This window comes from Microbacterium sp. Ld4 (genome assembly GCF_045066555.1).
Classification (GTDB): domain Bacteria; phylum Actinomycetota; class Actinomycetes; order Actinomycetales; family Microbacteriaceae; genus Microbacterium.
The window spans coordinates 42,138-66,001 of record NZ_JBISHE010000011.1; the positions used below are offsets into that span (position 1 = coordinate 42,138).

Below are 23,864 nucleotides of genomic sequence, written 5' to 3' on the forward strand. Positions count from 1 at the left end.
CGCCGGACCGCCCCGCCGCTCTCGTACGATTCAGGGATGACCGTCACCAGCGCCGAGCCGATCGCCCGCAGGCTCGACCGCCTTCCGTTCACCCGCACGCATCTGCGCGTCCTCACCGGATCAGGTGCCGGGTGGGCTCTCGACGCGATGGACGTCGGGCTGATCTCGTTCGTCATCGCGGCGCTCGTCGCGGAGTGGAACCTGTCGACGGCCCACGCCTCGTGGATCGCCTCGGCGGGCTTCGCGGGCATGGCGATCGGGGCGACGGTGGGTGGGCTCCTCGCCGACCGGATCGGGCGACGATCGGTCTTCGCGCTGACCCTGCTCGTCTACGGCCTGGCGACGGGAGCGAGCGCTCTCGCGGGCGGCGTGGCAGTGCTCATCCTCTTCCGGTTCGTCGTCGGGCTCGGCTTGGGGGCGGAACTGCCCGTCGCGAGCACGTACGTGAGCGAGTTCGCACCGGCGCGGATGCGCGGGCGCGTGATCGTCATCCTCGAGGCGTTCTGGGCGGTGGGGTGGACGGCATCCGCTCTCATCGGGTTCTTCGTGATCCCGAACGTCGACGAGGGATGGCGATGGGCCCTCGCGATCGGAGCCATCCCCGCGCTCTACGCGCTGGTGGTGCGCTGGGGCCTGCCCGAGTCGCCCCGCTGGCTGGCCAGCAGGGGGCGGGATGCAGAGGCAGACGCGATCACCGCTCAGCTCGAACGCTCCCGCGTGCTCTTCGGCGCCCGCATCGACGCTCCCGCAGAGAGCGCTCGTCCGCCCCGCGTCCTCGCCGCGACGACGCGGGAGCGGTTCGCCGGGCTCTGGTCGGCGCCGCTGCGCAGGCGCACGCTGGCGCTCTGGGTCGTCTGGTTCTGCGTGAACTTCGCCTACTACGGCGCGTTCATCTGGATCCCCACCCTGCTCTTCTCGCAGGGCTACGGCCTCGTGCGGTCGTTCGAGTTCACGCTGATCATCACCCTCGCGCAGCTTCCCGGGTACGCGGTGGCGGCCTGGCTGATCGAGATCTGGGGGCGACGCGCGACGCTCTCCGTCTTCCTCGTCGGCTCCGCCGTGTCGGCGGTGCTCTTCGGTCAGGCGGGGGAGCCGTGGGCGATCCTCGCCGCGGGCATGGCGCTCTCGTTCTTCAATCTCGGGGCGTGGGGAGCGCTGTACGCGGCGACCCCCGAGGCGTATCCGACGTCTCTCCGCGCGACCGGTGCGGGGTGGGCGGCGGGAGTGGGGCGGATCGCCTCGATCCTTGCGCCGCCGAGCGTGCCCCTCCTGGTGGGCGTCGGGGGCATCGGGCTCGTCTTCCTCGTCTTCAGCGTGTTCTTCGTGATCGCGGCCGTCGCGGCGTGGGGTCTCGCCGACCGCCGCGGTGCGTCGCTCGACGAATAGGCGCCGCGCACGCTCGTAAGCTGGGGGAGTGGAAGAGGTCCGTTACGTCGCGATCGGCGATTCGTTCACCGAGGGGGTCGGCGATGAGCTCGCAGGCGGCGCCGTCCGGGGGTGGGCGGACCTGGTCGCGCAAGGCTGGGCGAATTCCCGCGGCGCGGAGATCGGCTACGCGAACCTCGCCATCAGGGGCAAGCTGATCCGTCCGATCGTCGACGAGCAGCTCGAGCGCGCGCTCGCCCTGCGTCCCACCCATCTGTCGTTCAACGGCGGCGGCAACGACATGCTGCGTCCCCGGACGCCGATTGCGCGTATCGCCGACGCGTTCTCGCACGTGCTGCGGCGCTGCGACGAGGAGGGAGTAACGATGATCCTCCTGTCGGGGGCGAATCCGTCAGGCCAGCTGCCGCTGTCCCGGCTCATCCAGCGCCGGGGTGATGCGTTCTCCGCGGAGGTCCTCGCGCGCATCGCGGACCGGGACGACATCGTGACGGCTTTCAACTGGCCGGATGCTGAGCTCTCGGCGCCCTCGTTCTGGTCGGCGGACCGTCTGCACATGAACAGCCGGGGCCACCATCGCGTCGCCGCGCGCGTGCTCGACGCACTGGGGGAGGCCGCTCCCGCAGAATGGTGGGCGCTCGACGAACCCGACGAGACGGTGCGCCTCGATCGGGGGCGGTACTTCCGAGAGCACCTCGGTCCGTGGCTGAAGCGCCGGCTGACGGGCACCTCCTCGGGCGACGGCCGCGAGGCGAAGTACGGCGATTGGATCACGGTCGCGCCGCGGTAGGCATACCGGTTTCGGGGCTGTCAAGGGCATGCGGGGCGCCCGGGGATGGGCGATCATCGGGACACCACCACATAAGGGAGTGTCCGCATGAGTATCGGAACCGGAATCGTACTGTTCGTGATCGGCGCCATCCTCGCCTTCGCTGTCAACGTCGAGGTCGAGGCGGTGAACCTCGACATGATCGGTTACATCATGATGGGGGCCGGCGCGCTCGTCTTCATCATCGGAATGGCCATGCTGCTGAAGCGTCGCTCGACCGAGTCGACCGTCCGCACGGTCGACCCCGTCGCGGGCGAGCGTGTCACTCGCTCCGAGACCCGCACGTCGGGTGACGGCACCGTCTGAACCGTCGTGACGTGTGGCCCGGCTCCGAGGGGACCGGGCCACACGCATGTCACCGGCGTGGGCGGCGCGGCGGATCCATCCCGATGTGGACGCGCGTGCGCCGTCGTTCGCGGGAGATGAACGCGGCGCCGAGGAGCCAGAGCGGCACTTGCACGAGGAAGGCGATGCGGAACGCATCGAGGTGGTAGGTCGCGGGTGTTCCGGCGCCCTGCAGATCCAGCGCGAGCCCGATGGCGAAGATCGCGACGAGGGCGGCGAGGAACCCGCCCGCATTGGTCACACCGGTGGCGGTGCTGAGGCGGTGCGAGGGGTTGTGGGTGCGGGCGTGGTCGAACGCGATCATCGATGCCGGCCCGCCCATCGAGAGCGCGACCATCAGGGCGATCAGCAGCCAGAGCGGCGCCTGGCCCGGCCAGACGATGACCGTGAGCCAGGCGATCATCTGGACGGCGACGGCGGGGAGGACAAGCGCCCGCGAGCGCAGGTGGGGCATCCGGCGGGAGAGCTCGCCGAGGACGGGCCCGAGGGCCATGCCGGCGAAGACGTAGAGGCTCATGAGCGCGCTCGCTTCGGCGAGGCTCCGGCCCTCGCCCGCCGTCAGGAACGGGATTCCCCAGAGCAGGATGAACGCTGTTCCGGCGAACGGGGTGGTGAAGTGCGACCAGAAGGCGAGGCGGGTGCCGGGGTGCGCCCACGCGGCGCGGATGCCGACGCCCGTGTCGACGCTCGAGGTGACGACCCGGATCGCGCCGGTGTCGGTGTTGACGCTGATGTCGCGGTCGACCTCGGGAGGATGGTTCCGCACGAGCGCGAAGACGAGGATCGCGAACAGCACGCACAGGCCCGCGATGCTGCCGAAGGTGATCGACCAGCTGGTCGCGTGGAGGACGGCGGCGATGGGGATCACGGCCACGAGTTGTCCGGCCTGCCCGAGGATGCCGGTGAACTGCACCATGACGGGAGCGCGCTGGGCGGGGAACCAGGTGGCGACCAGGCGGAGGACGGCGGGGAACACCGCCGCGTCACCCGCGCCGAGCAGCATGCGCGCGACGATCGCGACGCCGACGCTGGGGGAGAGGGCCATCGTGAGCTGACCCACCGCCATCAGGATCATCCCGATCGTCATGATCGGGCGGGAACCGAACCGGTCGAGCAGGACGCCGATCGGCAGCTGCATCCCGCCATAGACGGCCAGCTGGACGACGGCGAACAGCGACAGCGTCGCGGCATCCGCCTGGAACCGCTCCGCCGCATCGACGCCGACGGCGGAGAGCGAGGTGCGATTCGTGACCGCGAGCACGTACGCCGCCACCGCCGTTCCCCAGATGATCCAGGCGCGGATGCCGGGGCCGCCCTCCTGGGCGCGGAGCGCGGGTGAGCTCACGAGAGGCATCCGATCGTCGAAGCGGATGCCGAGAACGTCACCCGACCACGTTACGCCCGAACGGGCCGGCCGAGCGGATGCCGGGAGCCCCGGATCTCCCGCCGCCCCCGGCACGAGGCGGGCGTACGCTGAGGAAAACCGAACGTCGAACGGAGAAGACATGAAGGCAACGCTGGGCGACATCGTGATCGCAGAGGCCCCCGACGAAGACATCATCCGCATCGAGGGGAACGCGTACTTCCCGCCGAGCTCCGTCACGAATGGAGCGCTCACCGACAGCCCGACGCCGTACACCTGTCCCTGGAAGGGGGAGTGCCAGTACTACAACGTCGTGACCGGTGATCAGACCCTCGCCGACGGTGCGTGGGCGTACCCGACCCCGTACCCGAGCGCCTTCGACCGCGTCGGCGCCGACTTCTCGGGCTACGTCGCCTTCAGCCCGGCCATCACGGTTTCTTGACCTACGCCGGGCGAGAGGGGCGCGGCGGCGGCGGGGGAGCACCCGACCTCCGCGCCGTCTTCGCGGCCCTCTCGCACCCCGGCACCCGCCGGGTGTTCGCGCAGATCGTCCTGGGCGGCCCCGATCCGGTCGAGTCGGCGTCGCCGCGCGGCCGAAAAGCGCTCTCGGCGCTGCTCGCTGCGGGCATTGTCGAGCAGCGGGACGATGGCTGGTTCGTCACCGATGCGTTCTCTGTGCTCCTGGCAGCGGCGGGCAGAACGCCGCGCCGAGAGGGCGTCGCGAGATTCCTCGCGAGCGACGGTCGCATCGACCAGTACCCGTCGGGCCTCGCCGACCGCCGCGCGCTTCTCGCCCATGTCGCGTCCCAGACGCTCAGGACGCCCGATGAGGACATCGACGAGGTCCAGCTCAACGAACGTCTTCTCACGTTCACCGACGACGTCGCCGCCCTCCGCCGCCATCTCGTCGACGAGGGCTTCGTCATGCGGACGCGTGACGGTTCGAGCTATCGGAGTTCCGGCGCCGCCTGACCCGAGGTGCTGGCTCACGCTCCCGGGGAGGGCGACGCGAGAGCGACGGTCCGCCCGTTGATCAGCATATTGACATAATGTGCATTATCGGAGGTATCCAAGAGGGGCCTACTCGGGTGCGGAGGCGGGTTCCCAGCGCAGCAGGTCGGCAGGCTGGCACTCGAGCACATCGCACAGGGCTTCGAGCGTGCTGAAGCGCACGGCCTTCGCGCGGCCGTTCTTCAGAACCGCGAGGTTCGCCGGCGTGATGCCGATGCGCTCCGCAAGCGTTCCCACCGACATCTTCCGGGTCGCGAGCATGACGTCGATGTCGACGACGATCGGCATCAGACCACCTCCGCCAGTTCGGCGCGCATGTCGGATGCCTGGCGCAGCAGCATCCGCATGACGACGATGACCAGTGCGACCCCCGCGGTGACCAGTGCTGCTCCGTAGATCAGTCCCACGACCCCCGGAGCAGCCTCACCCGGGACGAGCATCGTGGCGAGCACCGCGGTGAGGGCCGCGGCAGCAAGAACCGCGCCGATCACGATGTTGACATAACGGAAGGCCCGATCGCTGAAGACGGATCCGGCGGCGACCATCGTCAGCAGCTGCCAGATGCAGACGGCGGTGGTCTGCAGGCAGGCGATCCAGAGCACTCCGAGCGCGACGATCGCGATCCGCGTGCCCATCTCCACGCCGACGAGGTCCTGCCACAGGGCCCACATGATCAACGTCTGCGTGAGAAGCGACCCCACCAGAGACAGCGCGATGACGATACGCAGGACGATGATGGCTGTTCGCGCCATGGTGATCCCCTTTCGATAGATATCTATCGATACACGATAGCCCCTCCCCCGTCGTCGGCGTCAGGTCGGGGTCGTAGGCTCGAAGCATGCTCGAGGTGCTCACAGGATTCGCCGTGATCGGCCTCGCGATCCTCGTGGGGTGGGTGATCGGGCGCATCGATCTCCTGGGCCCCACCGGCGGTCAGGTGCTCGGCCGGCTCACCTTCTTCGTCCTGAGCCCGTTCCTGCTGTTCGTCGTGCTCTCCGAGTCCGACGTCGCCACCCTGTTCTCGGCGTTGCTGCCGGTGTCCGCCGTCTCGGCGCTCGTCGTCTTCGCGCTTTACGTCCCGATCGCTCGGTTCGCCTGGCGCCGCAGCGCGGGAGAGACCGTGATCGGCGCGCTGGCAGCGGGCCAGGTGAACTCGAACAACATCGGCATCCCGCTCTCGCTCTACCTTCTCGGGAGCGCCGCCTTCCCCGCGCCCGTGATCCTCTTCCAGCTGCTCGTTCTGACGCCGGTCGTGATGGCGATCTTCGAGGCGATCGTCTCCCCGACGACAGGGCGGCCGTGGCCGATCGTGCGTCGGACGATCACGAATCCCATCGTGATCGGATCGGCTCTCGGCACCGCGGCGTCGGCCCTGAACCTCTCGCTGCCACCGATCGTGATGGACCCGCTCCACCTCATCGCCGGCGCCGCGGTCCCGGTGCTCCTCATCAGCTACGGCATCTCCCTGCATGGGCAGCGCGTACTCGGGCGGTCCGGACGACGACGCGACATCCTTCTCGCGAGCACGATCAAGCTGCTGGTCATGCCGGCCGTGGCGTGGGCGGTGGCCACGTTCCTGTTCGGCCTCTCCCCCGGCGATGTGCTGGTGGTGACGGTCCTCGCCGCGCTTCCGACGGCGCAGAACGTGTTCAACTTCGCGCAGCGCTACCGGGTCGGCGAGATCATCGCACGCGACACGGTGTTCGTCACGACGATCGGATGCGTACCGATTCTGTTCCTGATCGTGCTGCTCCTCGGGCCCGCCGCAGCGGGCTCGTGACGGCAGCCGGCGCGGGAATCAGCTCTCGAACGAGCTGATGTCACCGATCAGACGCGTGTTGTCTGCGGGAACCGGCTCGATGACCGCCAGGGCGACCTCCGCCGCGAACTCCGAGACGTTGTAGAGCTTGCCCGCGCTCTGACGCCGTTCCTGGATCGCGCCGGGGTTGGCGCGCTCGAGAAGCGTGGCGGTGATCGTTCCCTCGATCATGTCGCCCGAGACGACGACGAAGTCGACGCCCTGCGCCTCGAGCGTGGGGATGCGCTCGCGGAGAGCGTCCTCACCGGCGCGCTTCGAGCGGGCGACCGGCTCGTACTCCGGCATCGTCGGGGTCGTCTCGATGAAGTGGGCCTGGTGGCTCGTCACGAACACGACCCGACCGCCACGCGGCAGGAGCGGGAGCGCCGTCTCGAGGACGGAGACCTGAGCATCGCGGTTGAGGGTCAGCGCGTAATCGGCAGCCATGCCGCCCTCCATGCCCCCGGACGCGTTCAGGACGAGCACGTCGAGGCCGCCGAAGCGCGCGTCGATCGCGGCGAACATCTCGGCGACGGATGCCGTGTCGGTGAGGTCGGCTCCGACCGTGAGGACGTCGACGCCGAGCCCGCGCAGCTCGGTGGCGAGCTTCTCCGCCCGAGGAGCCTTGTTGCGGAAGTTGATGACGACGTTCGCGCCGGCCTGTGCGAGATAGCGCGCCGTGTCGGCGCCGATGCCGCGCGAAGAGCCGGTGACCAGAGCGGTCTTTCCCGTGAGGGAACCGGCGGGAAGGGGCTGCGACATGAGGGCTCCTGCGAGGGTGAGAGGGATTGCGAGCCGGGGCTCGAGCACTCCGACTCTATCAACCGGTGTGCGCTCCGCCTGGGTGCCCCGACCGGTTGCTAATGTCCGTAGGACGCTGGTGAAAGGACCTGTTCGTGACGCATCCCTGGTTCTCCGGTGTGGCGGCTCCGCGCGTGCTCGCCCACCGGGGTTTCGTGCCCGCCGACGCGGAGGGGGTCGCCGAGAACTCGGTGGCCGCGCTGGCCGCCGCCCGTGCCGCCGGCACCGTCTACCTGGAGTCCGACTGCCACCTGACAGCCGACGGGACGGTCGTCCTCTTCCACGACGACGATCTCGTGCGCGTGGCCGGCGACCCTCGGAGGGTCTCGGAGGTGAGCACCCGCGAACTGACGGAGATCATGTCCACCCGCGGGGGGTTGGCAACGCTCTCCGACGCCCTCGACGCCTTCCCGGACGCGCGGTTCAACCTCGACGTGAAGGCCTCCCCCGCGGCCGCATCCGTCGGGCTCCTCGTCGCGAGGGAATCGCACCGCGTGCTCGTGACGAGCTTCTCCGACGCGCGCCGCGCCGAGGCGCTGGCCTCCGCGCGCTCGAAGGGCGGTGACCCCGCCACATCCGCCGGCATGGGCACCCTCCTCCGCCTGCTCGCGGCGGCGCGCTCAGGGCTTCGACGAACCGCGTCTCGCCTGGTCGCCGACGTCGACGCCCTGCAGGTTCCGGAACGCTACCGCGGCCTCCGCGTCGTCACGCCCCGGCTGATCGACATCGCGCACTCGGCCGGCGTCGAAGTCCATGTCTGGACGGTGAACGATGCCGCCGACATGCGCCGACTCCTCGCGCTGGGTGTGGACGGAATCGTCAGCGACCGCGCGGATGTCGCTCTCGCGGTCGCGGCAGGACGCGTATAACCTTCGTGGCTGGATGCGGGCTGTGAATACCACATCCAATGGTGTCCGTTCGGATGATCTGCACAGGTGAGTTCGTTATACCTGAGGACGACGAGAGGACCACACAATGGCAGATCGCAGCTTGCGTGGCATGCGACTCGGCGCTTCGAGCCTACAGAGCGAAGAAGGCGTCGTATTCGTAGAGCGCACGAACCACACCTATGTCTGCACGCAGTGCGAGCGGGAGACGGTCATGACCTTCGCCGCTGACGCTGACGTGCCCGAGGCCTGGGAATGCCGCACCTGCGGCTCCGAGGCCCTGCGTCGCGTCGGCGACACGATCGCCGAGGTCGACCACTCCGGAGACAAGGCCGCGCGCACCCACTGGGACATGCTCCTGGAGCGCCGGACCGTTCCCGAACTCGAGGAACTCCTCGAAGAGCGCCTGGCGCTTCTGCGTGCTCGCCGTGGCGAGCGCCTCAGCGCCTGACCCTCACACTTCTGCGGCGTCGCCCCTCGTGGGCGGCGCCGCTTTCGTGCGCCGGCGCAGCATGATGCCGAAAGCGAGGAGGACGGGGATCGCGGCCCAACCGAGCACGATCTGCACGGCGGGACCGATCACGACGGCAGCGGTCAAGCCGGTGCGGAGCGGGACGTCGACCAGGAGGGCGCCCGCCTCATCGGCGGCGAGCCCGTCGAGGACGGAGCCGTCGGGCGCGATGACCTGACTGGTTCCCACCGTCGAGATGTTCACCACCGAGCGGCCCGTCTCGATCGCCCGCATCCGCGCGAAGCTCAGCTGCTGCAGGTTCTCGTCGGTCCCGCGGAAGTCGGCGTTGTTGGTTTGGAACATGTACACCTGCGCCCCGTCGCGGGCACCGTCCCAGATGACGTCGTCGTAGATCACGTCGAAGCAGATGGCCAGGCCGACGCCCACCCCGTCGACGTCGAAGAACGGCGCGTTCGATCCCGGCGTGTACTCACGCTGGATGAGGCCGATGAGATCCGGTACGAGGGCTTCGAAGAACCACCGGTCGGGGACGTACTCCCCCATCGGCACCGGATTGACCTTGTCGTGCAGTGCCCTCGGCCCCTGCGCGGCATCCCACAGCACGGACGTGTTGTATATGTTCTCCCCGCGCTCCGTCGCCCCGTTCACGATGAGGGGCGCGTCCAGGTTGCGCGAGAGCTGGCTGAGCGCGGCGCCGACGGCGGCGTTGCGGAGCGGGTCGGCGTCGATGCCCCCTTCCGGCCAGAGGACGACGTCGAGATCCTCTCCCTCCAGAGCCTCCGTGGCCTTCATCTGTGCGTCGAACACCGCATAGGGCTCGCGCTCGTCGAAGTACGCCGACGGGCCGTTGCCCTGCGCTGCTCCGACGCGGAGCGTGCCGGCATCCGTCGTCGGGAATTGCGGGACGACGAGCAGGAGGGTCGCTGCCGCCACGGCCGGCACGAGCAGCCGGATACGACGCCAGACCCGCATGCGGACCGATTCGATCGCGGCCGCCACGACGAACACCATCACGAACGTCAGGCCGCTGACACCGAGCCACGAGGCGAGGTCGGCCAGCGGCCCCTCGGCCTGACTCATCCCGAGCCGGCCCCAGGGGAAGCCCGTGTAGGGCCACGAACCGAGGAACTGCTCCCGTGCCGTCCAAAGGCCGGCGATCAGGGCCGGAAGCACCGTGACGCGGCTCCAGGAGCCCGGCAGCAGCCGGGGCACCCACCGGTAGCCGAGGGTCAGCAGGATCGCGGCCACCGAGCTGAGCAGTGTTTCGAGCCCGGCGAGGGCGAACCACGGCACAGGTCCGAGGTACCGGGTGATCCATTCGATGTGGAGCAGGTAGAAGGATGCCGCGAACGCGGCGCCCACGAGCATCGCTCCGCCGATCGATCGCCCAATGAGGGTGATCAGCGACAGCGCCACGGCGACGAACGCGAGCGGCCAGATGCCGATGTCGGGGAACGCGACGTCGAGCAGAGCCCCGCCGATCACGGCGAGCGGGAGCGCCCACCACAGGGACAGCAGCGGGCGGGCGGGTTCGGGCACGGCCCGAGCGTAGGCGTCGCCGCTATGGCGTGGCTGAGGGACGGCGCCTGCGGCACGGGTCACGCGGCGCTCACCCGCCCAGGTGTGTCAGCCGGCCGGCGATCATGGTCGCGTGAGCAATGGTCGCCCGGAGCGACGCGTCGTCGGCCCGGAGCGGATCGCGATCGACGAGGACGATGTCGGCGACAGAACCCGGCGCGAGCGTGTTGCCGGTGTGGGAGCCGCCGGCGGTCGATGCCGCCAGCGCGGTCGCCGCGTCGAGGGCCTGGTCGGGTCGCCACGGCGCTCGTCCGCCTCGGGTGCGATGCACGGCCGCCGCCATCGCCGCCCACGGGTCGAGGGGTGAGACCGGGGCGTCCGACCCGAAGAGCAGGTTGGCTCCGGAGTCGGCGAGTGCGCGCAGCGGATACGGGTGAGCGGTCTGGTCGGCCCAGATCGTGTCGGTCAGGTCACGGTCGTCCACGGCGTGCTCGGGTTGGACGCTCGCTCCCACGCCGAGCCGGGCGAACCGGGGGATGTCGGCGTGCGAGACGAGCTGTGCGTGCTCGATCGTCCCGGTCGCCCCCGTGCGGGCGAAGGCATCGAGCGCGTGCGAGTTCGCGACGTCGCCGATCGCGTGGATGGCGCACGACAGGCCCGCGCCGGTGGCCCGCGTCATGAGGTCGACCAGCTGATCCGGGGGGATCGTGAGGACGCCGAAGTTCGCCGGGTCGCCGGGATAGTGGTGCGAGCATGCCGCCGTTCTCGTGCCGAGCGATCCGTCGGTGATGGCCTTGAACGATCCCATCCGCACAAGGCCGGCCGGATCGAGCGCATCGCCGGTGGCGAGCCCGGCCGCGACGGCGTCGTCGAGCAGCGAGGCGTACACGCCGAAGCGGACGCGGACCGCGTCGAATCCGGCGTCCAGTCGCCGCGCCCAGGCACCGGCGTTCCACGCCATGTCGAGGTCGACGATGCCCGTGACTCCCCGGGACGCCGCGCGCTCGAGCGTGCGGCGGACGGCGCGATCAGCGAGGGCGGGGTCGACGTCGTTCAGCCGTCGGGAGATCTCGAACGCGGGCTCTTCGCGCAGCATCCCGCTGTCGTCGAGCGGAAACCCTTCGCGCTGGAGGGCCGCGGTGTTGAGCCAGACGCTGTGCACGTCGGCGTTGATCAGGTACGTCGGAACGTCCCCGGTCGCGGCGTCGAGCAGCTCCCGGGTCGGCTCATCCGGCCAGAACGCGTCGCGGAACCCGCTGCCGATCCGGCGGTCCCCCGCGAGTACGGGAGAGCGTCCCATGATGGATGCCGCTTCGGCAGCGCTCGCGGCGGGGCCGAGGTCGGCGCGCTCCGCGGACAGGGCCGATTGGACGGTGTGGATGTGGTGGTCCCACAGCCCGGGGATCAGCCACATACCGGCGCCGTCGAGGACTCGGCCCCGGCGCCCGAGCGCTCCGACCGGCGAGATGTCGATGATCGTCCCACCGCGCAGGTGCACGTCGACGAGGTCGTCTCCGAACGGGTCGAGCCGATCCGAGCCGGTCAGGTGCACCCCGGTGATGACATCGACGCGATCGCCGCGCTCGACGCTCACGACCGCGCTCCGCGAGCGGCTCGCATCGCGTCGTGGGCGCGGCGCATCTCGGCCGGCAGCCGCGGGTCGGCGTAGGCGCTCGAGCCGGCCTCCAGCTCGGAGATGATCGTGTCGACGACCTCGTCGGAACGGTTCTGACTGAGCTTGCGCTTGGCGACGACGGTGGTCGGGGTGAGGCGGAAGCCGGTCGTGCCCCGAGCGAGCCGGTCGATGAAGGCCGCGTCGTTGGGCGGCTCCCACATCCGGCGGGGCGAGGGCATGCTCCCCTCGAAACGGTCGACGAGGCGGCCGAGGACCGTGAGGTTCTCGTCGTCGCTGAGGAGCTCGGGCACTCCGCGGAGGTGCACGGATACGAAGTTCCACGTCGGCACCGCGGGGCCGTCGCCGTACCAGGAGGGTGAGATGTAGCCGTGGGGTCCCTGCACGACCACGAGCAACTCGCGGTCGCCGAGCCCGAGGATGAGGTCGTCGGGCTTGCCGACGTGCCCCACGATGGTGAGGTCGTCCCTGTCGTCGTCGAGCAGGACGGCGTAGTGGGACGCGGTGAGGCCCTCGTCACCCGAGGTCACCAGGGTCACCCACGGGTGCGCGTCGATGAGGCGCCGGAGCTCGGCGACGTCGGTCAGGGCGAAGCTGGGGTTCTGTCTCATGGGAGGGTCCTCGGGGTCACGCTTGGCAGGTCGGGCACCAGTAGAGCTTCCGCGCCACCATCTCTTCGAGCAGGATCTCCGTGCCGCAGACGCGGCACGGGAGCCCCGCGCGGTGGTAGACCCAGTGCCGGTCGTCGCGATGCGCCATCGCGCGCCGGTACGCATCGGGGTCGAGATCGTCCATGGTCATCATCTGACCCGTCTCCACCCCGATCCGCAGCAGCCGCACCCAGTCGCGCCAGAGCGCGCGCAGCGTGTCGACTGGCACGTCCCTGCCGGGCGTGTGCGGATTCAGGTTCGCGCGGTACAGCATCTCGGCGCGGTACACGTTGCCGATGCCGCTGACGATCTTCTGATCCATGAGCAGGATGCCGATCGCGGTCGGCTTGGTGCGGATCGCGCTGACGAAGCGCTCCTCCCCCGCGTCGGAGTCGTCGACCAGCGGGTCGGGACCCAGCTTCGCGATGCTCGCGGCCACCTCGTCGGGGGTCTGCAGCTGGCACGCGGTGGGCCCGCGGAGGTCGGCGCACGTGACCTCGGTCAGAAGGCGCAGGCGCACCTGGCCGACGACCGGAGGCGGCCACTCGTCGAGGGCATCGCCGCCCAGGCCGCGGGTCTGCTCGCTCATCCTCACGGCCCCCCGGGCCCGGCGCGGTGCACCGATGGAGGCCAGGGAGTTCTCGCCGTCCGCGTCGAACACGGCGGCCAGGTCGGTGCCGCGCTGGTTGGTCTGCCCCATGCGGCCGTTGGCCGCCGCGATCGTCGGATCGAGGGCGATCTCGCCGGCGAAGTCCCACGCGCCGTAGAGCCCGAGGTGCACGCGGAGCCACACATCGCCCTCGAAGGCGAGGAACATCTGCTTCCCGACCGCGCGCGCCTCTGTCATCGCGCGTCCGGAGAGGGCTGCGGCGCCCTCGGCGAAACGCCCCTGCGGGCTGCTGGCGCTGACGGTGCGTCCGACGAAGTTGCGCGCGAACTGACGGGAGATCCGGTGGACGGAATGGCCTTCGGGCATCAGCCCGCTTCCGGATCGAACGAGTCGGAGGCGCCCTGGACGTCGGGCGTGGTCGCCCGAGGGTCGGGCTCGAGCGAGCCGTCCGTCTCGTAGGCGGCGAGCTGCGCGATGCGGCGGGCGTGCCGCTCCTCGCCGGAGAACGGCGTGGCGATGAAGCGGTCGATGAACCCGGCCGCCTCATCGAAGGTGTGCTGGCGCGCGCCGATCGCGATGACGTTGGCATCGTTGTGCTCGCGGGCGAGTTCGGCCGTCGCCAGGCTCCACACGAGCGCCGACCGGATGCCGAGGACCTTGTTCGCGGCGATCTGCTCACCGTTGCCCGAGCCGCCGAAGACGACGCCCAGTGCCTCGGTGCCGGCGGCCTGATCGCGGGCCACGGCCTGCGCCGCGCGGATGCAGAACGAGGGGTAGTCGTCCTGGGGGTCGTAGGAGGTCGGACCGTGGTCGACGATCTCGTGGCCGGCCTCGGCGAGATGGTGCTGGAGACGAGTGGAGAACTCCATGCCGGCGTGGTCGGTTCCGATGTGGATGCGCATGCGTCGATTCTAGGGATGCCGGTCACTCGCCCGGGCGTTCCAGCGGCGTAGTGTGGTGGGGTTGCCGCCGGCGCCAGCAGCGCCCGGACGCGGCATCCCACCCTCACCCCTGGGAGACACCTACGTGCCTGGAGAGAACCTCACCCGCATCGAGGCGCAGGAGCGCCGCGGAATCGTCGACACGCAGTCGTACGAGGTCGCGCTCGACCTGACGACCGGCGACGAGACGTTCGCGTCCCGTTCCACCATCCGCTTCACCGCCACAGAGGGCGCGTCGACCTTCGTCGACCTCATCGCCCGTCAGGTCCGGGACATCACCTTGAACGGTCGCGCCATCGACCCGGCGGCCGCCTTCGCGGACTCGCGCCTGGCCCTCGACGGTCTGCAGGCGGACAACGAGCTCGTCGTCGTCGCCGACTGCGAGTACACCAACACCGGTGAGGGGCTGCACCGCTTCGTCGACCCGGTCGACGGCGAGGTCTACCTCTACTCCCAGTTCGAGGTGCCTGACTCGCGTCGTGTGTTCGCGGTGTTCGAGCAGCCTGATCTGAAGGCCACCTTCCAGTTCACCGTGACGGCGCCGTCGGCGTGGAAGGTCGTCTCCAACTCCCCCACGCCCGAGCCCGAGCCCGCGGGAGACGGCGTGGCGACGTGGACCTTCGAGCCGACGCCGCGCATCTCGTCGTACATCACCGCGCTCGTCGCCGGTCCGTACGAACAGACCTTCTCGGAGCTGACGAGCGCGGACGGTCGCGTCATCCCGCTCGGTGTCTATGCCCGGAAGAGCCTGTGGCAGCACCTCGACGCCGACTACATCTTCGACAAGACCCGCGAGGGCTTCGCCTACTTCGAGAGCAAGTTCGGGGTGCCGTACCCGTTCGCGAAGTACGACCAGCTGTTCGTCCCCGAGTTCAACGCGGGCGCGATGGAGAACGCCGGCGCCGTCACCTTCACGGAGGCGTACGTCTTCCGCTCCAAGGTGACGGATGCCGTCAAGGAACGTCGGGTCGTCACGATCCTCCACGAGCTCGCTCACATGTGGTTCGGCGACCTCGTCACCATGAAGTGGTGGAACGGTCTGTGGTTGAACGAGTCGTTCGCCGAGTGGGCGTCGACGATCGCCACCGCCGAGGCCACGGAGTGGACCGAAGCCTGGACCACGTTCAACGCGATGGAGAAGACCTGGGCCTACCGCCAGGACCAGCTTCCCTCCACCCACCCCGTCGTCGCCACGATCAACGACCTCGAGGACGTCCAGGTCAACTTCGACGGCATCACCTACGCGAAGGGCGGGTCCGTCCTCAAGCAGCTCGCCGCGTGGGTGGGCATCGACGCGTTCTTCGGCGGAGTCTCGGCGTACTTCCGCACGCACGCATGGGGCAACACCGAGCTGAGCGACCTGCTCGTGGAGCTCGAGGCGACCAGCGGACGCGAACTGACCTCCTGGTCGAAGAAGTGGCTCGAGACCGCGGGCGTCAACACGCTCTCCCCCGAGATCCGCGTCGATGCGGACGGTGTGATCACACGCTTCGCGATCGTCCAGACGGCACCGGCCGACTACCCGACCATCCGGCCGCACCGTCTGGGTGTCGGCTTCTACTCGCTCCAGGGCGGCGCGCTCGTGCGCACGCACAGCATCGAGCTCGACGTCGACGGTGACCTCACCGAGGTCTCCGACCTCGTCGGTCATCGTCAGCCCGACCTCGTTCTCCTGAACGATCAGGACCTCGCCTACGCCAAGATCCGTCTCGATGAGCGATCGCTCCGCACCGCCGTGGAGCACCTCGCGAAGATCAGCGACCCGCTGGCACGGTCGCTCGTCTGGGGCGCCGCCTGGGATCAGACGCGTGACGCCGAGGCATCCGCATCGGAGTACATCGAGCTCGTCCTTCGCAACATCGGCACGGAGACGGAATCGACCACGGTCCGGACGACGCTCGGACAGCTCCAGCTCGCCGCCAACTCGTACGTCGCGCCGGAGTCGCGTGACGCCGCGCGGGAGCGCGTCGCGGCGGGGATCTGGGCCCTCGCGCAGGAGGCCGAGGCGGGAAGCGACAGTCAGCTCCAGTTCGTCACCGCCTTCGCATCGGCTGCCGCGACGGCCGACCAGTGGGCCGTCGTCCGCGACCTCCGCTCGGGTGCGGCCACGCTCCCGGGCCTCGAGATCGACGCCGACCTGTCGTGGTCGCTCCTCGTATCGCTCGCCGCGGGTGGCGCCGTGACGAGCGCCGATATCGACGACGCACTCGCGGCAGACAACACGGCCAAGGGCGGCGAGTTCGCCGCGCAGGCGCGCGCCGCACTGCCGTCGCTCGCGGACAAGCAGCAGGCGTGGGATGCGCTCATCGAGAAGGCCGATCTGCCGAACACGGTCGTGCGATCGGCGTCGGCCGGTTTCGTACACCCCGCGGGCACGGGCGCGCTCGGCGAGTTCGTCGACGCCTACTTCTCGATGCTCCTGCCGATCTGGGAGTCGCGGACGTACCAGATCGCGCAGTACCTGATCGTGGGCCTCTACCCCGCCCCGCTGGCGAACGTCGCCCTCCGTGACGCCACCCGTGCGTGGCTCGCGGACAATTCGGCGGCTCCCGCCGCCCTCCGTCGCCTCGTGCAGGAGAACCTCGCCGGCGTCGAACGGGCATTGTCGGTGCAGGAGCGCGACGCGCAGGACTGACCTCCGTTCCAGACGGCGGCGGTGTCGTACCCAGGTACGACACCGCCGTTGTCATCGGCACCCGAGGAGGACGCGGCGGGCACGCCCGTCGACCTAGCGTGGAGCCATGATCGTTGCAGAAGGACTCACGAAGAGGTACGGAGACAAGACCGCCGTCGACGGCGTGGACTTCACCGTCCAATCAGGCAAGGTGACGGGCTTCCTCGGCCCGAACGGTGCCGGCAAGTCGACCACGATGCGGATGATCGTGGGCCTCGACAAGCCCACCGCGGGCACCGTCACGATCGACGGTGAGGACTACCACTCGCTGCGGTCGCCTCTCACATCGGTCGGGATCCTGCTCGACGCGAAGGCCGTCCACACCGGGCGGAGCGCCCGGAACCACCTCAGGGCGATGGCGGCGACGCACGGCATCCCCCGTTCGAGAGTCGACGAGGTCATCGAGATCACCGGTCTGGGCGCGGTCGCCGACCGTCGCGCGGGCAAGTTCTCGCTCGGCATGGGTCAGCGTCTCGGGATCGCCGCGGCTCTCCTGGGCGACCCTCGCACGCTGATCCTCGACGAGCCGGTCAACGGACTCGACCCTGAGGGTGTGCGGTGGGTGCGACAGTTCGTCCGCGCTCAGGCGGCAGCCGGCCGCACCGTGCTCCTGTCCAGCCATCTCATGAGCGAGATGGCCATGACAGCCGATCACGTCATCGTCCTGGGCCGCGGGCGCGTGCTCGCCGATGCCACGATCGACGAACTCGTGACGGCGTGGACAACCGCGACCGTCACCGTCAGATCGCCGCAGGCCGGCGAGCTCGCGACCATCGTCGCGGGCCCCGACGTGACCGTCACCTCCGATGAGGCGGGCCTGCTGCAGATCTCGGGGCTGTCGGCTGCGGCCGTCGGCGACGCCGCAGCGGCGCACCACATCGCGCTCCACGAGCTCACCCCGCGCTCGGGCTCTCTCGAAGACGCCTATGTCGCGCTCACCGCCGGCTCTGTCGAATACCAGACGAAGGAGGTCGCACAGTGAGTGCGTCCGTTCAGACCCGCACCGACGACGCGGCCACCACCGTGTCGTCGACCTACCGGCTCTCGTTCCCCCGACTCGTGCGCAGCGAGGCGGTCAAGCTCTTCACCCTGCGCTCGACGTGGTGGTCGCTCGGTGTCACCGTCGTCCTCGCCGTCGGCATCTCGCTGCTCTTCGCGTGGGCGCTCAGCGGGAGCGACGGCGGATTCGACCCGGTGTCGGCCGTCCTGATCCCGACACAGTTCACGATGCTCGTGGCGGGCATCCTCGGCGCAATGGCGGTCACGGGCGAGTACTCGACAGGCATGATCCGCTCGACGTTGACGGCCGAACCGCGGCGTGGGACGGTCCTTCTCGCCAAGGCGCTCGTCGTGGCGGCGACGCTCGCCGTCACGACCATCGTCACGAGCGCACTCTCCATCCTCGCGGTCACGCCTTTTCTCGGTGACAGCCGCTTCGCGTGGGACGACGCCGACAGGACCTGGATCCCCCTCGCGCTCGGCGTCTTCGTGATGGCGACCTACGCACTGCTCGGGCTCGGCTGGGGATTCATCATCCGCAACGGTGCCGGCGCGATCGCGGCGACCGTCGGCATCCTGTTCGTCCTTCCGATCATCCTGAGCATCTTCACCATCGGCGGAGAGGCGTGGGCGTGGGTCGTGGAGCTCGGCGACTACCTTCCGTCGAATGCTGGCGCCGCCGTCGCGATGCCGGGTGACCGTGAGGGGTTCGTTCCTGCGCTGATCTCGGTCATCGCGTGGCCCCTGGCGGCTCTGGTCGCAGGCTGGGCCGTGCTCCGAGGGCGCGACGCGTAAGGTCATCACGTGACGTCCGGAAGCCGCAGTTCGTCCTCGTCTGAGGAGGAGCTGCGGCTTCCGCGTCCGCCCGGAGTGTTCCGCCGGTTCTGGTCGAGGCACCCCGTCTTCGCTGACATCCTGATCGCGCTGCTGTGCCTGGCGCTCTCCCTCGTCCCGGTCGCCTCCTTCTCGCGAGGCCTCGAAGACGCCGTGGGACTGGGGCGGGCGTGGCCCACGACCGGGCCGTGGGTCAACGCGGCGGTCGCCCTGGGGTGCGCGGCGCTCCTGTGGCGGCGGCGGTTCCCCGTGGCGGTGTTCGTCGTCGCCATCGTCGTCGCGCACGCCTACCTGCTTGCGCCGCTCCCCATCGGCGGACCGCTCGTCTTCTTCGCCGTCTATGCCCTGACTGTCTACCGCGGCTCGGGGGCGGCACTGGTCGCCGCCGCCATCGGACTCGGACTCCTCGGCCTGACGGCCGCAGCCCTCGCCGTCGCCGGCGCGATCCCCCCGATGATCGCCTGGAACTCCTTCGTGGGGCAGGGCGTCAGCGCGGTGATCGGCGGCCTCGTCGGCGCCAACGTCAGCAGCCGCGCACGCTACGTCGAGGCCCTCATCGAGCACTCCCACCGGCTCGAGAACGAGCGCGACCAGCAGGCGCAGCTCGCCGCCGCGTCGGAGCGCGAACGCATCGCGCGTGAGCTGCACGACATCGTCGCCCACTCCCTGACCGTGATGGTCGCCCTCGCGGAGGGCGTCGCCGCATCGACCGACACCGATCGCACGCGTCCCGGCGCGACCGCGATAGCGGCCACCGGCCGGGAAGCCCTCCGAGACATGAGGGCGACCCTCGGCATCCTGCGACAGCCGAGCGAGGCTCCCCTCGAGCCGCTCGTCCGCGACACGACCCGGGAGACCGTCGCATCGGCGCGCGCGGCCGGCTACGAGACCCGCCTCACCGTGACCGGCGACCCGTCGTGGGTGGCCGGGGGCACCCAGCTCGCCGTCTCCCGCATCGTCCAGGAGGCGGTGACCAACGCCATGCGGCACGCGAAGGACGCGACCCAGATCACGATCTCGATCGCCTACGCCCCCGCGGGCATCGACATCGTCGTGACCGACGACGGTGCCCGGCGCCCGGATCCGCCGAGCCCCGGGTACGGACTGCAGGGCCTTCGAGAGCGCGTCGAGGTCACGGGGGGAACCGTCACAGCCGGCTACGGCGCGCGGGGCTGGGTCGTCCGCGCTCATCTCCCCAGGCTCCAGGAGGACTCATGACCGAACCGTCCGCCGATCCGATCCGCGTGGTGATCGCCGACGACCAGGCGCTCATCCGGTTGGGTTTCCGCATGGTCCTCGAGGCCGGCGGAATCGTCGTCGTCGCCGAAGCCGCAGACGGCGCCGAGGCCGTGCGGGCCGTGGCCGCCCACTCCCCCGATGTGGTCCTCATGGATGTGCGGATGCCCGGCATGGACGGGATCGAGGCGACCGGCCGGATCAGCCGCGAGCACCCGGGCACCCGAGTGCTCGTGCTGACGACCTTCGACCTCGACGAGTACGCCGTCGGAGCGCTGCGTGCGGGCGCCGGCGGATTCCTGCTCAAGGATGCCGGCGGGCCCGAGCTCGTCGCCGCGGTGAGGTCGGTCGCCGCGGGCGAGGCGACCCTGTCGCCGCGGATCACGAGGCGCATGATCGACCTCGTGGCGGCATCGGGCGGAGCGGCCCCGGTGCCCGTCGTCCCGGACGTCCTCACCGCGCGCGAGCAGCAGATCCTCGAGGCGATGGCCCGCGGTCTCACCAATCCCGAGATCGCGGCCGAGCTGTTCCTCGGCGAATCGACCGTCAAGACGCACGTCGGCCGCGTGCTCGCCAAGCTGCCCGCTCGTGATCGCGTGCACGCCGTCCTCATCGCGCACGGCCTCGCGGCGCCCGGCGATCCCCATTGACCACAATCGGAACTGCCGCGCGCGGCGGTAGAATCGACCGGATGAACACGTCGATCACTGCCCCCCAGGACGTGGACTGGAACGCCCTCGGCGACGGCGTCCTGACCTTCCTGATGGATGCCGGCTGGGTCGCGGCCCGTGTCGGGCTGATCGTCGTCGGCGCGCTGCTGCTCGCGTGGCTCATGCGCCTGCTGATCCGGCGCGTCGTCGACCGGATCGTGACGGGAGCGAAGTCTCGAGCAGAAGCGGACGACACCCGCGCGATCGACATGACTCCGCTCGCCCAGGTCCGCGTCGTCCAGCGCACGCGCACGCTCGGGTCGATCCTGACGAACATCGTGAACGTGACGATCGGCATCGTCGCGGTGCTCCTGATCGTCGGAACGCTCAACCCGGACATCCTCGCGTCGTTCACCCTGCTGTCGGCAGCGATCGGCGCCGGGCTCGGTTTCGGCGCGCAGAACATCGTCAAGGACGTCCTGAACGGCATCTTCATCGTCGCGGAGGATCAGATCGGCATCGGCGATGTGGTGGACGTCGGGCTCGCCACGGGCATCGTCGAGTACGTGAGCGTGCGGGTCACGCATGTCCGCGATGTGAACGGCACCCTGTGGTTCGTCCGCAACGGCGAGATCACCCGCATCGGCAACATGTCGCAGGGGTGGGCCCGCGTCATCCTCGACGTCGGGGTCACGCCGGATGCCGACATCGAGGCCGTCGAGGACGCCATGCTCGCGGCCGCGAAGGATCTGGTGCGTGAACCAAAGTGGCGCTCCCGCATCATCGAGAAGCCCGAGCTGTGGGGCCTCGAGTCGGTCACCGGCGATGCGGTCATCACCCGATTGGTCGTCCGCACCCGCCCGAACGCGAAGGACGACGTGTCGCGCGCGCTTCGCCGGCGGGTGAAGGCGGCCGTGGAAGGGCTGGGCGTGGAGATCCCCCAGCTCGACGCCGTCGTGCTCACCGGCGCGGAAGGCGCGCAGAGCGTGCGGGGTGCGAACCCGCCCAAGACCAAACCGCATCCCGTGACACCACCGGCCGCCCCTGCTCGTTTCCTGTGGCGACCGCGCAGGAGTGCCGGCGCCGCCGATCAGGCGCCCGGTGCGGCTGATCCGCAGGCGACCAGACCGAGGTCCGAAGAGGAGAAGCCGTGAGCGACACCTCGCCGTCCTTCTACGACGAGGTCGGCGGGCGGCCCACGTTCGCCCGGCTCGTCGCCACGTTCTACCGAGGGGTCGCCTCGGACGAGGTCCTGAAGCCGATGTACCCGGAAGAAGACCTCGCCCCCGCGGAGGAACGCCTCCTGCTCTTCCTGGAGCAGTACTGGGGCGGGCCGACCACGTACGGCGAGACCCGCGGGCATCCGCGGCTGCGCATGCGTCACAGGCCCTTCCACGTGAACCCCGATGCGCGCGACCGCTGGTTGCACCACATGCGCACGGCCGTCGACGAGCTCGGGCTGTCGCCTCTCCACGAGGCGACGCTGTGGGACTACCTCCAGCGGGCTGCTCACGCCATGGTCAACACCTTCGAGCCCACGGGGATCGGTCCGCGTCGCGGAGCCGGGTCGACGTCGCTCCCCCTGCATCCCGAGGTGCCGCCCGCCTGACACGGTGCTCGCCTCGTCAGCGACCGCCCGTCGCACGGACGGTCGTGAGCCCCGTCGGATTGCCGGCCCGCACCAGGACGTGACCGCGGCGCAGGGTGAGCCGGGTCCAGGTGCCGTTGCGGAAGACCGGAGCCTGCTCCGCGCCGCTCAGGAAGCCGAGGGCATCGGCCGCGAACGCGGCGCCCGCGACGATGCCGCCGAGCTGATCGTCCTCGCGGCCCCAGATCGCGGCGCGCACCGTCCGCACGATGTCCTCACCCGGAGTCGCCGGGAGCGCCGATGCGACGTCGGCGACGCCGCGCCGGGCGGCGGCTTCGAGCCGAGCCGAATCCACCGAGCCGCTCGGCATCCATCCCGCGCGCGGGGGTGAGATCCCCGCCCACGCCGCGGACACGCCGCTGTCGGGAAGCGCGACCGTTCCGGCGGCGACGCCGGCGCCGAGCGTCGCGGCGTCGACGACGAGGTCGCACTCGAGCTCGTCATCGCACGGGAGGAATCTCATCCCCAGAACGGTCGGCACGTCGTCTCCGAAGCCGCGGGGCGACAGGGGCGCCGCAGAGACGGCCATCGTTCCGGCTGCCGCGCGGATGCGGATCGCCGGATCGCCGAGCCGGGCCGCACGACCGGAGAAGGTGAGCAGATCAGCCGCTGCCCGCGGGTCGGGGAAAACGAGCTGAGGGGCCATCAGACCTAAACTAGCAACCCGGCTGCGAACGCGGCCGACACGAGAGGATCGACGTGACGGAACACGATACTGTCGCCCGCCTGCTCACGGTGCTCGACCTCGCGTCGACCGATGCGCGCACGACGGAGGACATCTTCACCGGGGTCTCGCAGCACATGCCGCTCGGCCGGGTGTTCGGCGGTCAGGTGCTCGCTCAGGCGATCGTCGCGGCGGAGCGCACGGTCGACGAGGGTCGGGCGGCGCACTCGATGCACGGCTACTTCCTCCGCCCGGGGGATTCGACCCGGGGAATGACGTTCTCCGTCGATCGGATCCACGACGGGCGGTCCTTCTCCACGCGCCGGACCCAGGCGTTCCAGGACGGGGTGCCGATCTTCTCGATGATCTCCTCCTTCGAGACGGATGCTGTCGGCATCGAGCATCACGACCCCATGCCCACCGGCATCCCGACCCCCGAAGAGCTCGGCAACGACGACGGACTCGAGGGGCTGCACCCCATGAGCAGGCGACACTTCGACGGAAGCCCGATCGAGATCAGGCACGTCTCCTCTCCCATCTACGCGCGCGTGGACGGCGAACACGTCCCCCACCAGGCCGTCTGGATCCGGACCCGCGGCGAACTGCCCGACGACCGCCGTCTTCACCGCGCCGCGTTGGCATACATGAGCGACCTCACGATCCAGGAATCGGTGCTCCGCGCCCACGGGATCTCCTGGGGAACGCCGGGACTGAAAGTCGCGAGCCTCGATCATGCGATGTGGTGGCACCGGCCCGCGCGGGTCGACCGGTGGATGCTCTACGTCCAGCAGTCGCCCAGTGCGCAGGCGGGCCGAGGGCTCGCCGCCGGACGCATCTTCACACGGGAAGGTCTCCTCGTGGCATCCGTCGCGCAGGAGATCATGGTGCGGGTGCCGGACGCCGACTGACGCCGACGGC

General features: G+C 70.0%; 26 protein-coding genes. 16 read left to right on the forward strand and 10 right to left on the reverse strand.

All coding sequences use genetic code 11. The features are described 5' to 3' along the window. Window positions 1-36 precede the first annotated feature (36 nt). From ACJJV7_RS07330 to ACJJV7_RS07340, 3 genes are all read left to right on the forward strand, one after another. Window positions 37-1,386, forward strand: coding sequence for an MFS transporter (locus ACJJV7_RS07330; protein ID WP_405376092.1), 1,350 nt, complete (start codon window positions 37-39; stop codon window positions 1,384-1,386). A 28-nt stretch (window positions 1,387-1,414) separates the two neighbouring features. After that, the gene (locus ACJJV7_RS07335; RefSeq protein ID WP_405376091.1) at window positions 1,415-2,173 is read left to right on the forward strand and encodes an SGNH/GDSL hydrolase family protein; all 759 of its coding nucleotides are present in this window, start codon (window positions 1,415-1,417) and stop codon (window positions 2,171-2,173) included. An 87-nt stretch (window positions 2,174-2,260) separates the two neighbouring features. Continuing rightward, a complete protein-coding gene (locus tag ACJJV7_RS07340) occupies window positions 2,261-2,518 on the forward strand; it encodes a DUF6458 family protein (RefSeq protein ID WP_405376089.1) in 258 nt (85 codons plus the stop codon). 49 nt (window positions 2,519-2,567) lie between these two features. Here ACJJV7_RS07340 and ACJJV7_RS07345 read toward each other — a convergent pair whose 3' ends face one another. Continuing rightward, complete coding sequence (locus ACJJV7_RS07345) at window positions 2,568-3,902, reverse strand: nitrate/nitrite transporter (RefSeq protein WP_405376087.1); 1,335 nt, start codon at window positions 3,900-3,902, stop codon at window positions 2,568-2,570. A gap of 160 nt (window positions 3,903-4,062) precedes the next feature. Here ACJJV7_RS07345 and ACJJV7_RS07350 point away from each other — a divergent pair, with 160 nt between their 5' ends. Next, window positions 4,063-4,362 (forward strand): DUF427 domain-containing protein, encoded by a 300-nt coding sequence (locus tag ACJJV7_RS07350; protein WP_405376086.1) that lies wholly within the window; start codon window positions 4,063-4,065, stop codon window positions 4,360-4,362. Then, window positions 4,359-4,892, forward strand: a complete 534-nt coding sequence (locus ACJJV7_RS07355) for a DUF2087 domain-containing protein (RefSeq protein WP_405376084.1) — start codon at window positions 4,359-4,361, stop codon at window positions 4,890-4,892. The genes ACJJV7_RS07350 and ACJJV7_RS07355 overlap by 4 nt, the downstream gene beginning before the upstream one ends. Window positions 4,893-5,000: 108 nt before the next feature. Here ACJJV7_RS07355 and ACJJV7_RS07360 read toward each other — a convergent pair whose 3' ends face one another. Together ACJJV7_RS07360 and ACJJV7_RS07365 are read right to left on the reverse strand one after the other, a co-directional pair. Then, window positions 5,001-5,219 (reverse strand): helix-turn-helix domain-containing protein, encoded by a 219-nt coding sequence (locus ACJJV7_RS07360; protein ID WP_405376082.1) that lies wholly within the window; start codon window positions 5,217-5,219, stop codon window positions 5,001-5,003. Next, the gene (locus ACJJV7_RS07365; RefSeq protein ID WP_405376080.1) at window positions 5,219-5,683 is read right to left on the reverse strand and encodes a DUF2975 domain-containing protein; all 465 of its coding nucleotides are present in this window, start codon (window positions 5,681-5,683) and stop codon (window positions 5,219-5,221) included. Before ACJJV7_RS07365 ends, ACJJV7_RS07360 begins: the two co-directional genes overlap by 1 nt. An 86-nt stretch (window positions 5,684-5,769) precedes the next feature. On the opposite strand from ACJJV7_RS07365, the gene ACJJV7_RS07370 reads away from it, so the two are divergent. Continuing rightward, window positions 5,770-6,711 (forward strand): AEC family transporter, encoded by a 942-nt coding sequence (locus ACJJV7_RS07370; RefSeq protein ID WP_405376079.1) that lies wholly within the window; start codon window positions 5,770-5,772, stop codon window positions 6,709-6,711. 18 nt (window positions 6,712-6,729) lie between these two features. Here the strand turns inward: ACJJV7_RS07370 and ACJJV7_RS07375 are convergent, their stop codons facing one another. Next, window positions 6,730-7,491, reverse strand: a complete 762-nt coding sequence (locus ACJJV7_RS07375; RefSeq protein WP_405376077.1) for an SDR family oxidoreductase — start codon at window positions 7,489-7,491, stop codon at window positions 6,730-6,732. Between the two features lie 134 nt (window positions 7,492-7,625). On the opposite strand from ACJJV7_RS07375, the gene ACJJV7_RS07380 reads away from it, so the two are divergent. Both ACJJV7_RS07380 and ACJJV7_RS07385 read left to right on the forward strand, forming a co-directional pair. Next, entirely contained in the window at window positions 7,626-8,399 is a 774-nt protein-coding gene (locus ACJJV7_RS07380; protein WP_405376076.1) for a glycerophosphodiester phosphodiesterase family protein, read from the forward strand. A gap of 106 nt (window positions 8,400-8,505) precedes the next feature. Further along, window positions 8,506-8,868 carry an RNA polymerase-binding protein RbpA gene (locus ACJJV7_RS07385; RefSeq protein WP_405376074.1) on the forward strand — a complete coding sequence of 121 codons (363 nt, stop codon included), beginning with the start codon at window positions 8,506-8,508 and terminating at the stop codon, window positions 8,866-8,868. Window positions 8,869-8,871: 3 nt separating this feature from the next. On the opposite strand, the gene lnt is transcribed toward ACJJV7_RS07385, so the two are convergent. The 5 genes from lnt to ACJJV7_RS07410 all read right to left on the reverse strand — a co-directional run bounded on the left by lnt (window position 8,872) and on the right by ACJJV7_RS07410 (window position 14,202). Beyond that, entirely contained in the window at window positions 8,872-10,428 is a 1,557-nt protein-coding gene (lnt, locus tag ACJJV7_RS07390; RefSeq protein ID WP_405376073.1) for an apolipoprotein N-acyltransferase, read from the reverse strand. Between the two features lie 70 nt (window positions 10,429-10,498). Next, window positions 10,499-12,001: an amidohydrolase gene (locus ACJJV7_RS07395; protein WP_405376071.1), complete on the reverse strand. Its 1,503-nt coding sequence runs from the start codon at window positions 11,999-12,001 to the stop codon at window positions 10,499-10,501. Next, window positions 11,998-12,651 (reverse strand): FMN-binding negative transcriptional regulator, encoded by a 654-nt coding sequence (locus tag ACJJV7_RS07400; RefSeq protein WP_405376069.1) that lies wholly within the window; start codon window positions 12,649-12,651, stop codon window positions 11,998-12,000. Before ACJJV7_RS07400 ends, ACJJV7_RS07395 begins: the two co-directional genes overlap by 4 nt. Before the next feature lie 16 nt (window positions 12,652-12,667). Then, window positions 12,668-13,666, reverse strand: a complete 999-nt coding sequence (locus ACJJV7_RS07405; protein ID WP_405376067.1) for an Fpg/Nei family DNA glycosylase — start codon at window positions 13,664-13,666, stop codon at window positions 12,668-12,670. Next, window positions 13,666-14,202 (reverse strand): ribose-5-phosphate isomerase, encoded by a 537-nt coding sequence (locus ACJJV7_RS07410; RefSeq protein ID WP_405376065.1) that lies wholly within the window; start codon window positions 14,200-14,202, stop codon window positions 13,666-13,668. The genes ACJJV7_RS07405 and ACJJV7_RS07410 overlap by 1 nt, the downstream gene beginning before the upstream one ends. A gap of 124 nt (window positions 14,203-14,326) precedes the next feature. On the opposite strand from ACJJV7_RS07410, the gene pepN reads away from it, so the two are divergent. The 7 genes from pepN (at window position 14,327) to ACJJV7_RS07445 (ending at window position 22,243) form a co-directional block, all read left to right on the forward strand. Next, window positions 14,327-16,876 (forward strand): aminopeptidase N, encoded by a 2,550-nt coding sequence (gene pepN / locus ACJJV7_RS07415; RefSeq protein ID WP_405376063.1) that lies wholly within the window; start codon window positions 14,327-14,329, stop codon window positions 16,874-16,876. A 106-nt stretch (window positions 16,877-16,982) separates the two neighbouring features. After that, on the forward strand, window positions 16,983-17,897 hold the full coding sequence (locus ACJJV7_RS07420) for an ABC transporter ATP-binding protein (RefSeq protein WP_405376061.1): 915 nt from the start codon (window positions 16,983-16,985) through the stop codon (window positions 17,895-17,897). Beyond that, window positions 17,894-18,709 carry an ABC transporter permease subunit gene (locus ACJJV7_RS07425; protein ID WP_405376060.1) on the forward strand — a complete coding sequence of 272 codons (816 nt, stop codon included), beginning with the start codon at window positions 17,894-17,896 and terminating at the stop codon, window positions 18,707-18,709. The genes ACJJV7_RS07420 and ACJJV7_RS07425 overlap by 4 nt, the downstream gene beginning before the upstream one ends. 9 nt (window positions 18,710-18,718) lie before the next feature. After that, on the forward strand, window positions 18,719-19,966 hold the full coding sequence (locus tag ACJJV7_RS07430) for a sensor histidine kinase (RefSeq protein ID WP_405376058.1): 1,248 nt from the start codon (window positions 18,719-18,721) through the stop codon (window positions 19,964-19,966). Beyond that, entirely contained in the window at window positions 19,963-20,634 is a 672-nt protein-coding gene (locus tag ACJJV7_RS07435) for a response regulator (RefSeq protein WP_405376056.1), read from the forward strand. Before ACJJV7_RS07430 ends, ACJJV7_RS07435 begins: the two co-directional genes overlap by 4 nt. A 41-nt stretch (window positions 20,635-20,675) precedes the next feature. Beyond that, window positions 20,676-21,788: a mechanosensitive ion channel domain-containing protein gene (locus ACJJV7_RS07440; protein WP_405376054.1), complete on the forward strand. Its 1,113-nt coding sequence runs from the start codon at window positions 20,676-20,678 to the stop codon at window positions 21,786-21,788. Next, the gene (locus tag ACJJV7_RS07445) at window positions 21,785-22,243 is read left to right on the forward strand and encodes a globin (protein ID WP_405376053.1); all 459 of its coding nucleotides are present in this window, start codon (window positions 21,785-21,787) and stop codon (window positions 22,241-22,243) included. Before ACJJV7_RS07440 ends, ACJJV7_RS07445 begins: the two co-directional genes overlap by 4 nt. 16 nt (window positions 22,244-22,259) lie before the next feature. On the opposite strand, the gene ACJJV7_RS07450 is transcribed toward ACJJV7_RS07445, so the two are convergent. After that, on the reverse strand, window positions 22,260-22,928 hold the full coding sequence (locus tag ACJJV7_RS07450) for a hypothetical protein (protein WP_405376051.1): 669 nt from the start codon (window positions 22,926-22,928) through the stop codon (window positions 22,260-22,262). A 47-nt stretch (window positions 22,929-22,975) separates the two neighbouring features. Here ACJJV7_RS07450 and ACJJV7_RS07455 point away from each other — a divergent pair, with 47 nt between their 5' ends. After that, window positions 22,976-23,854: an acyl-CoA thioesterase gene (locus ACJJV7_RS07455; RefSeq protein WP_405376207.1), complete on the forward strand. Its 879-nt coding sequence runs from the start codon at window positions 22,976-22,978 to the stop codon at window positions 23,852-23,854. The last annotated feature ends 10 nt before the right edge of the window (window positions 23,855-23,864 follow it).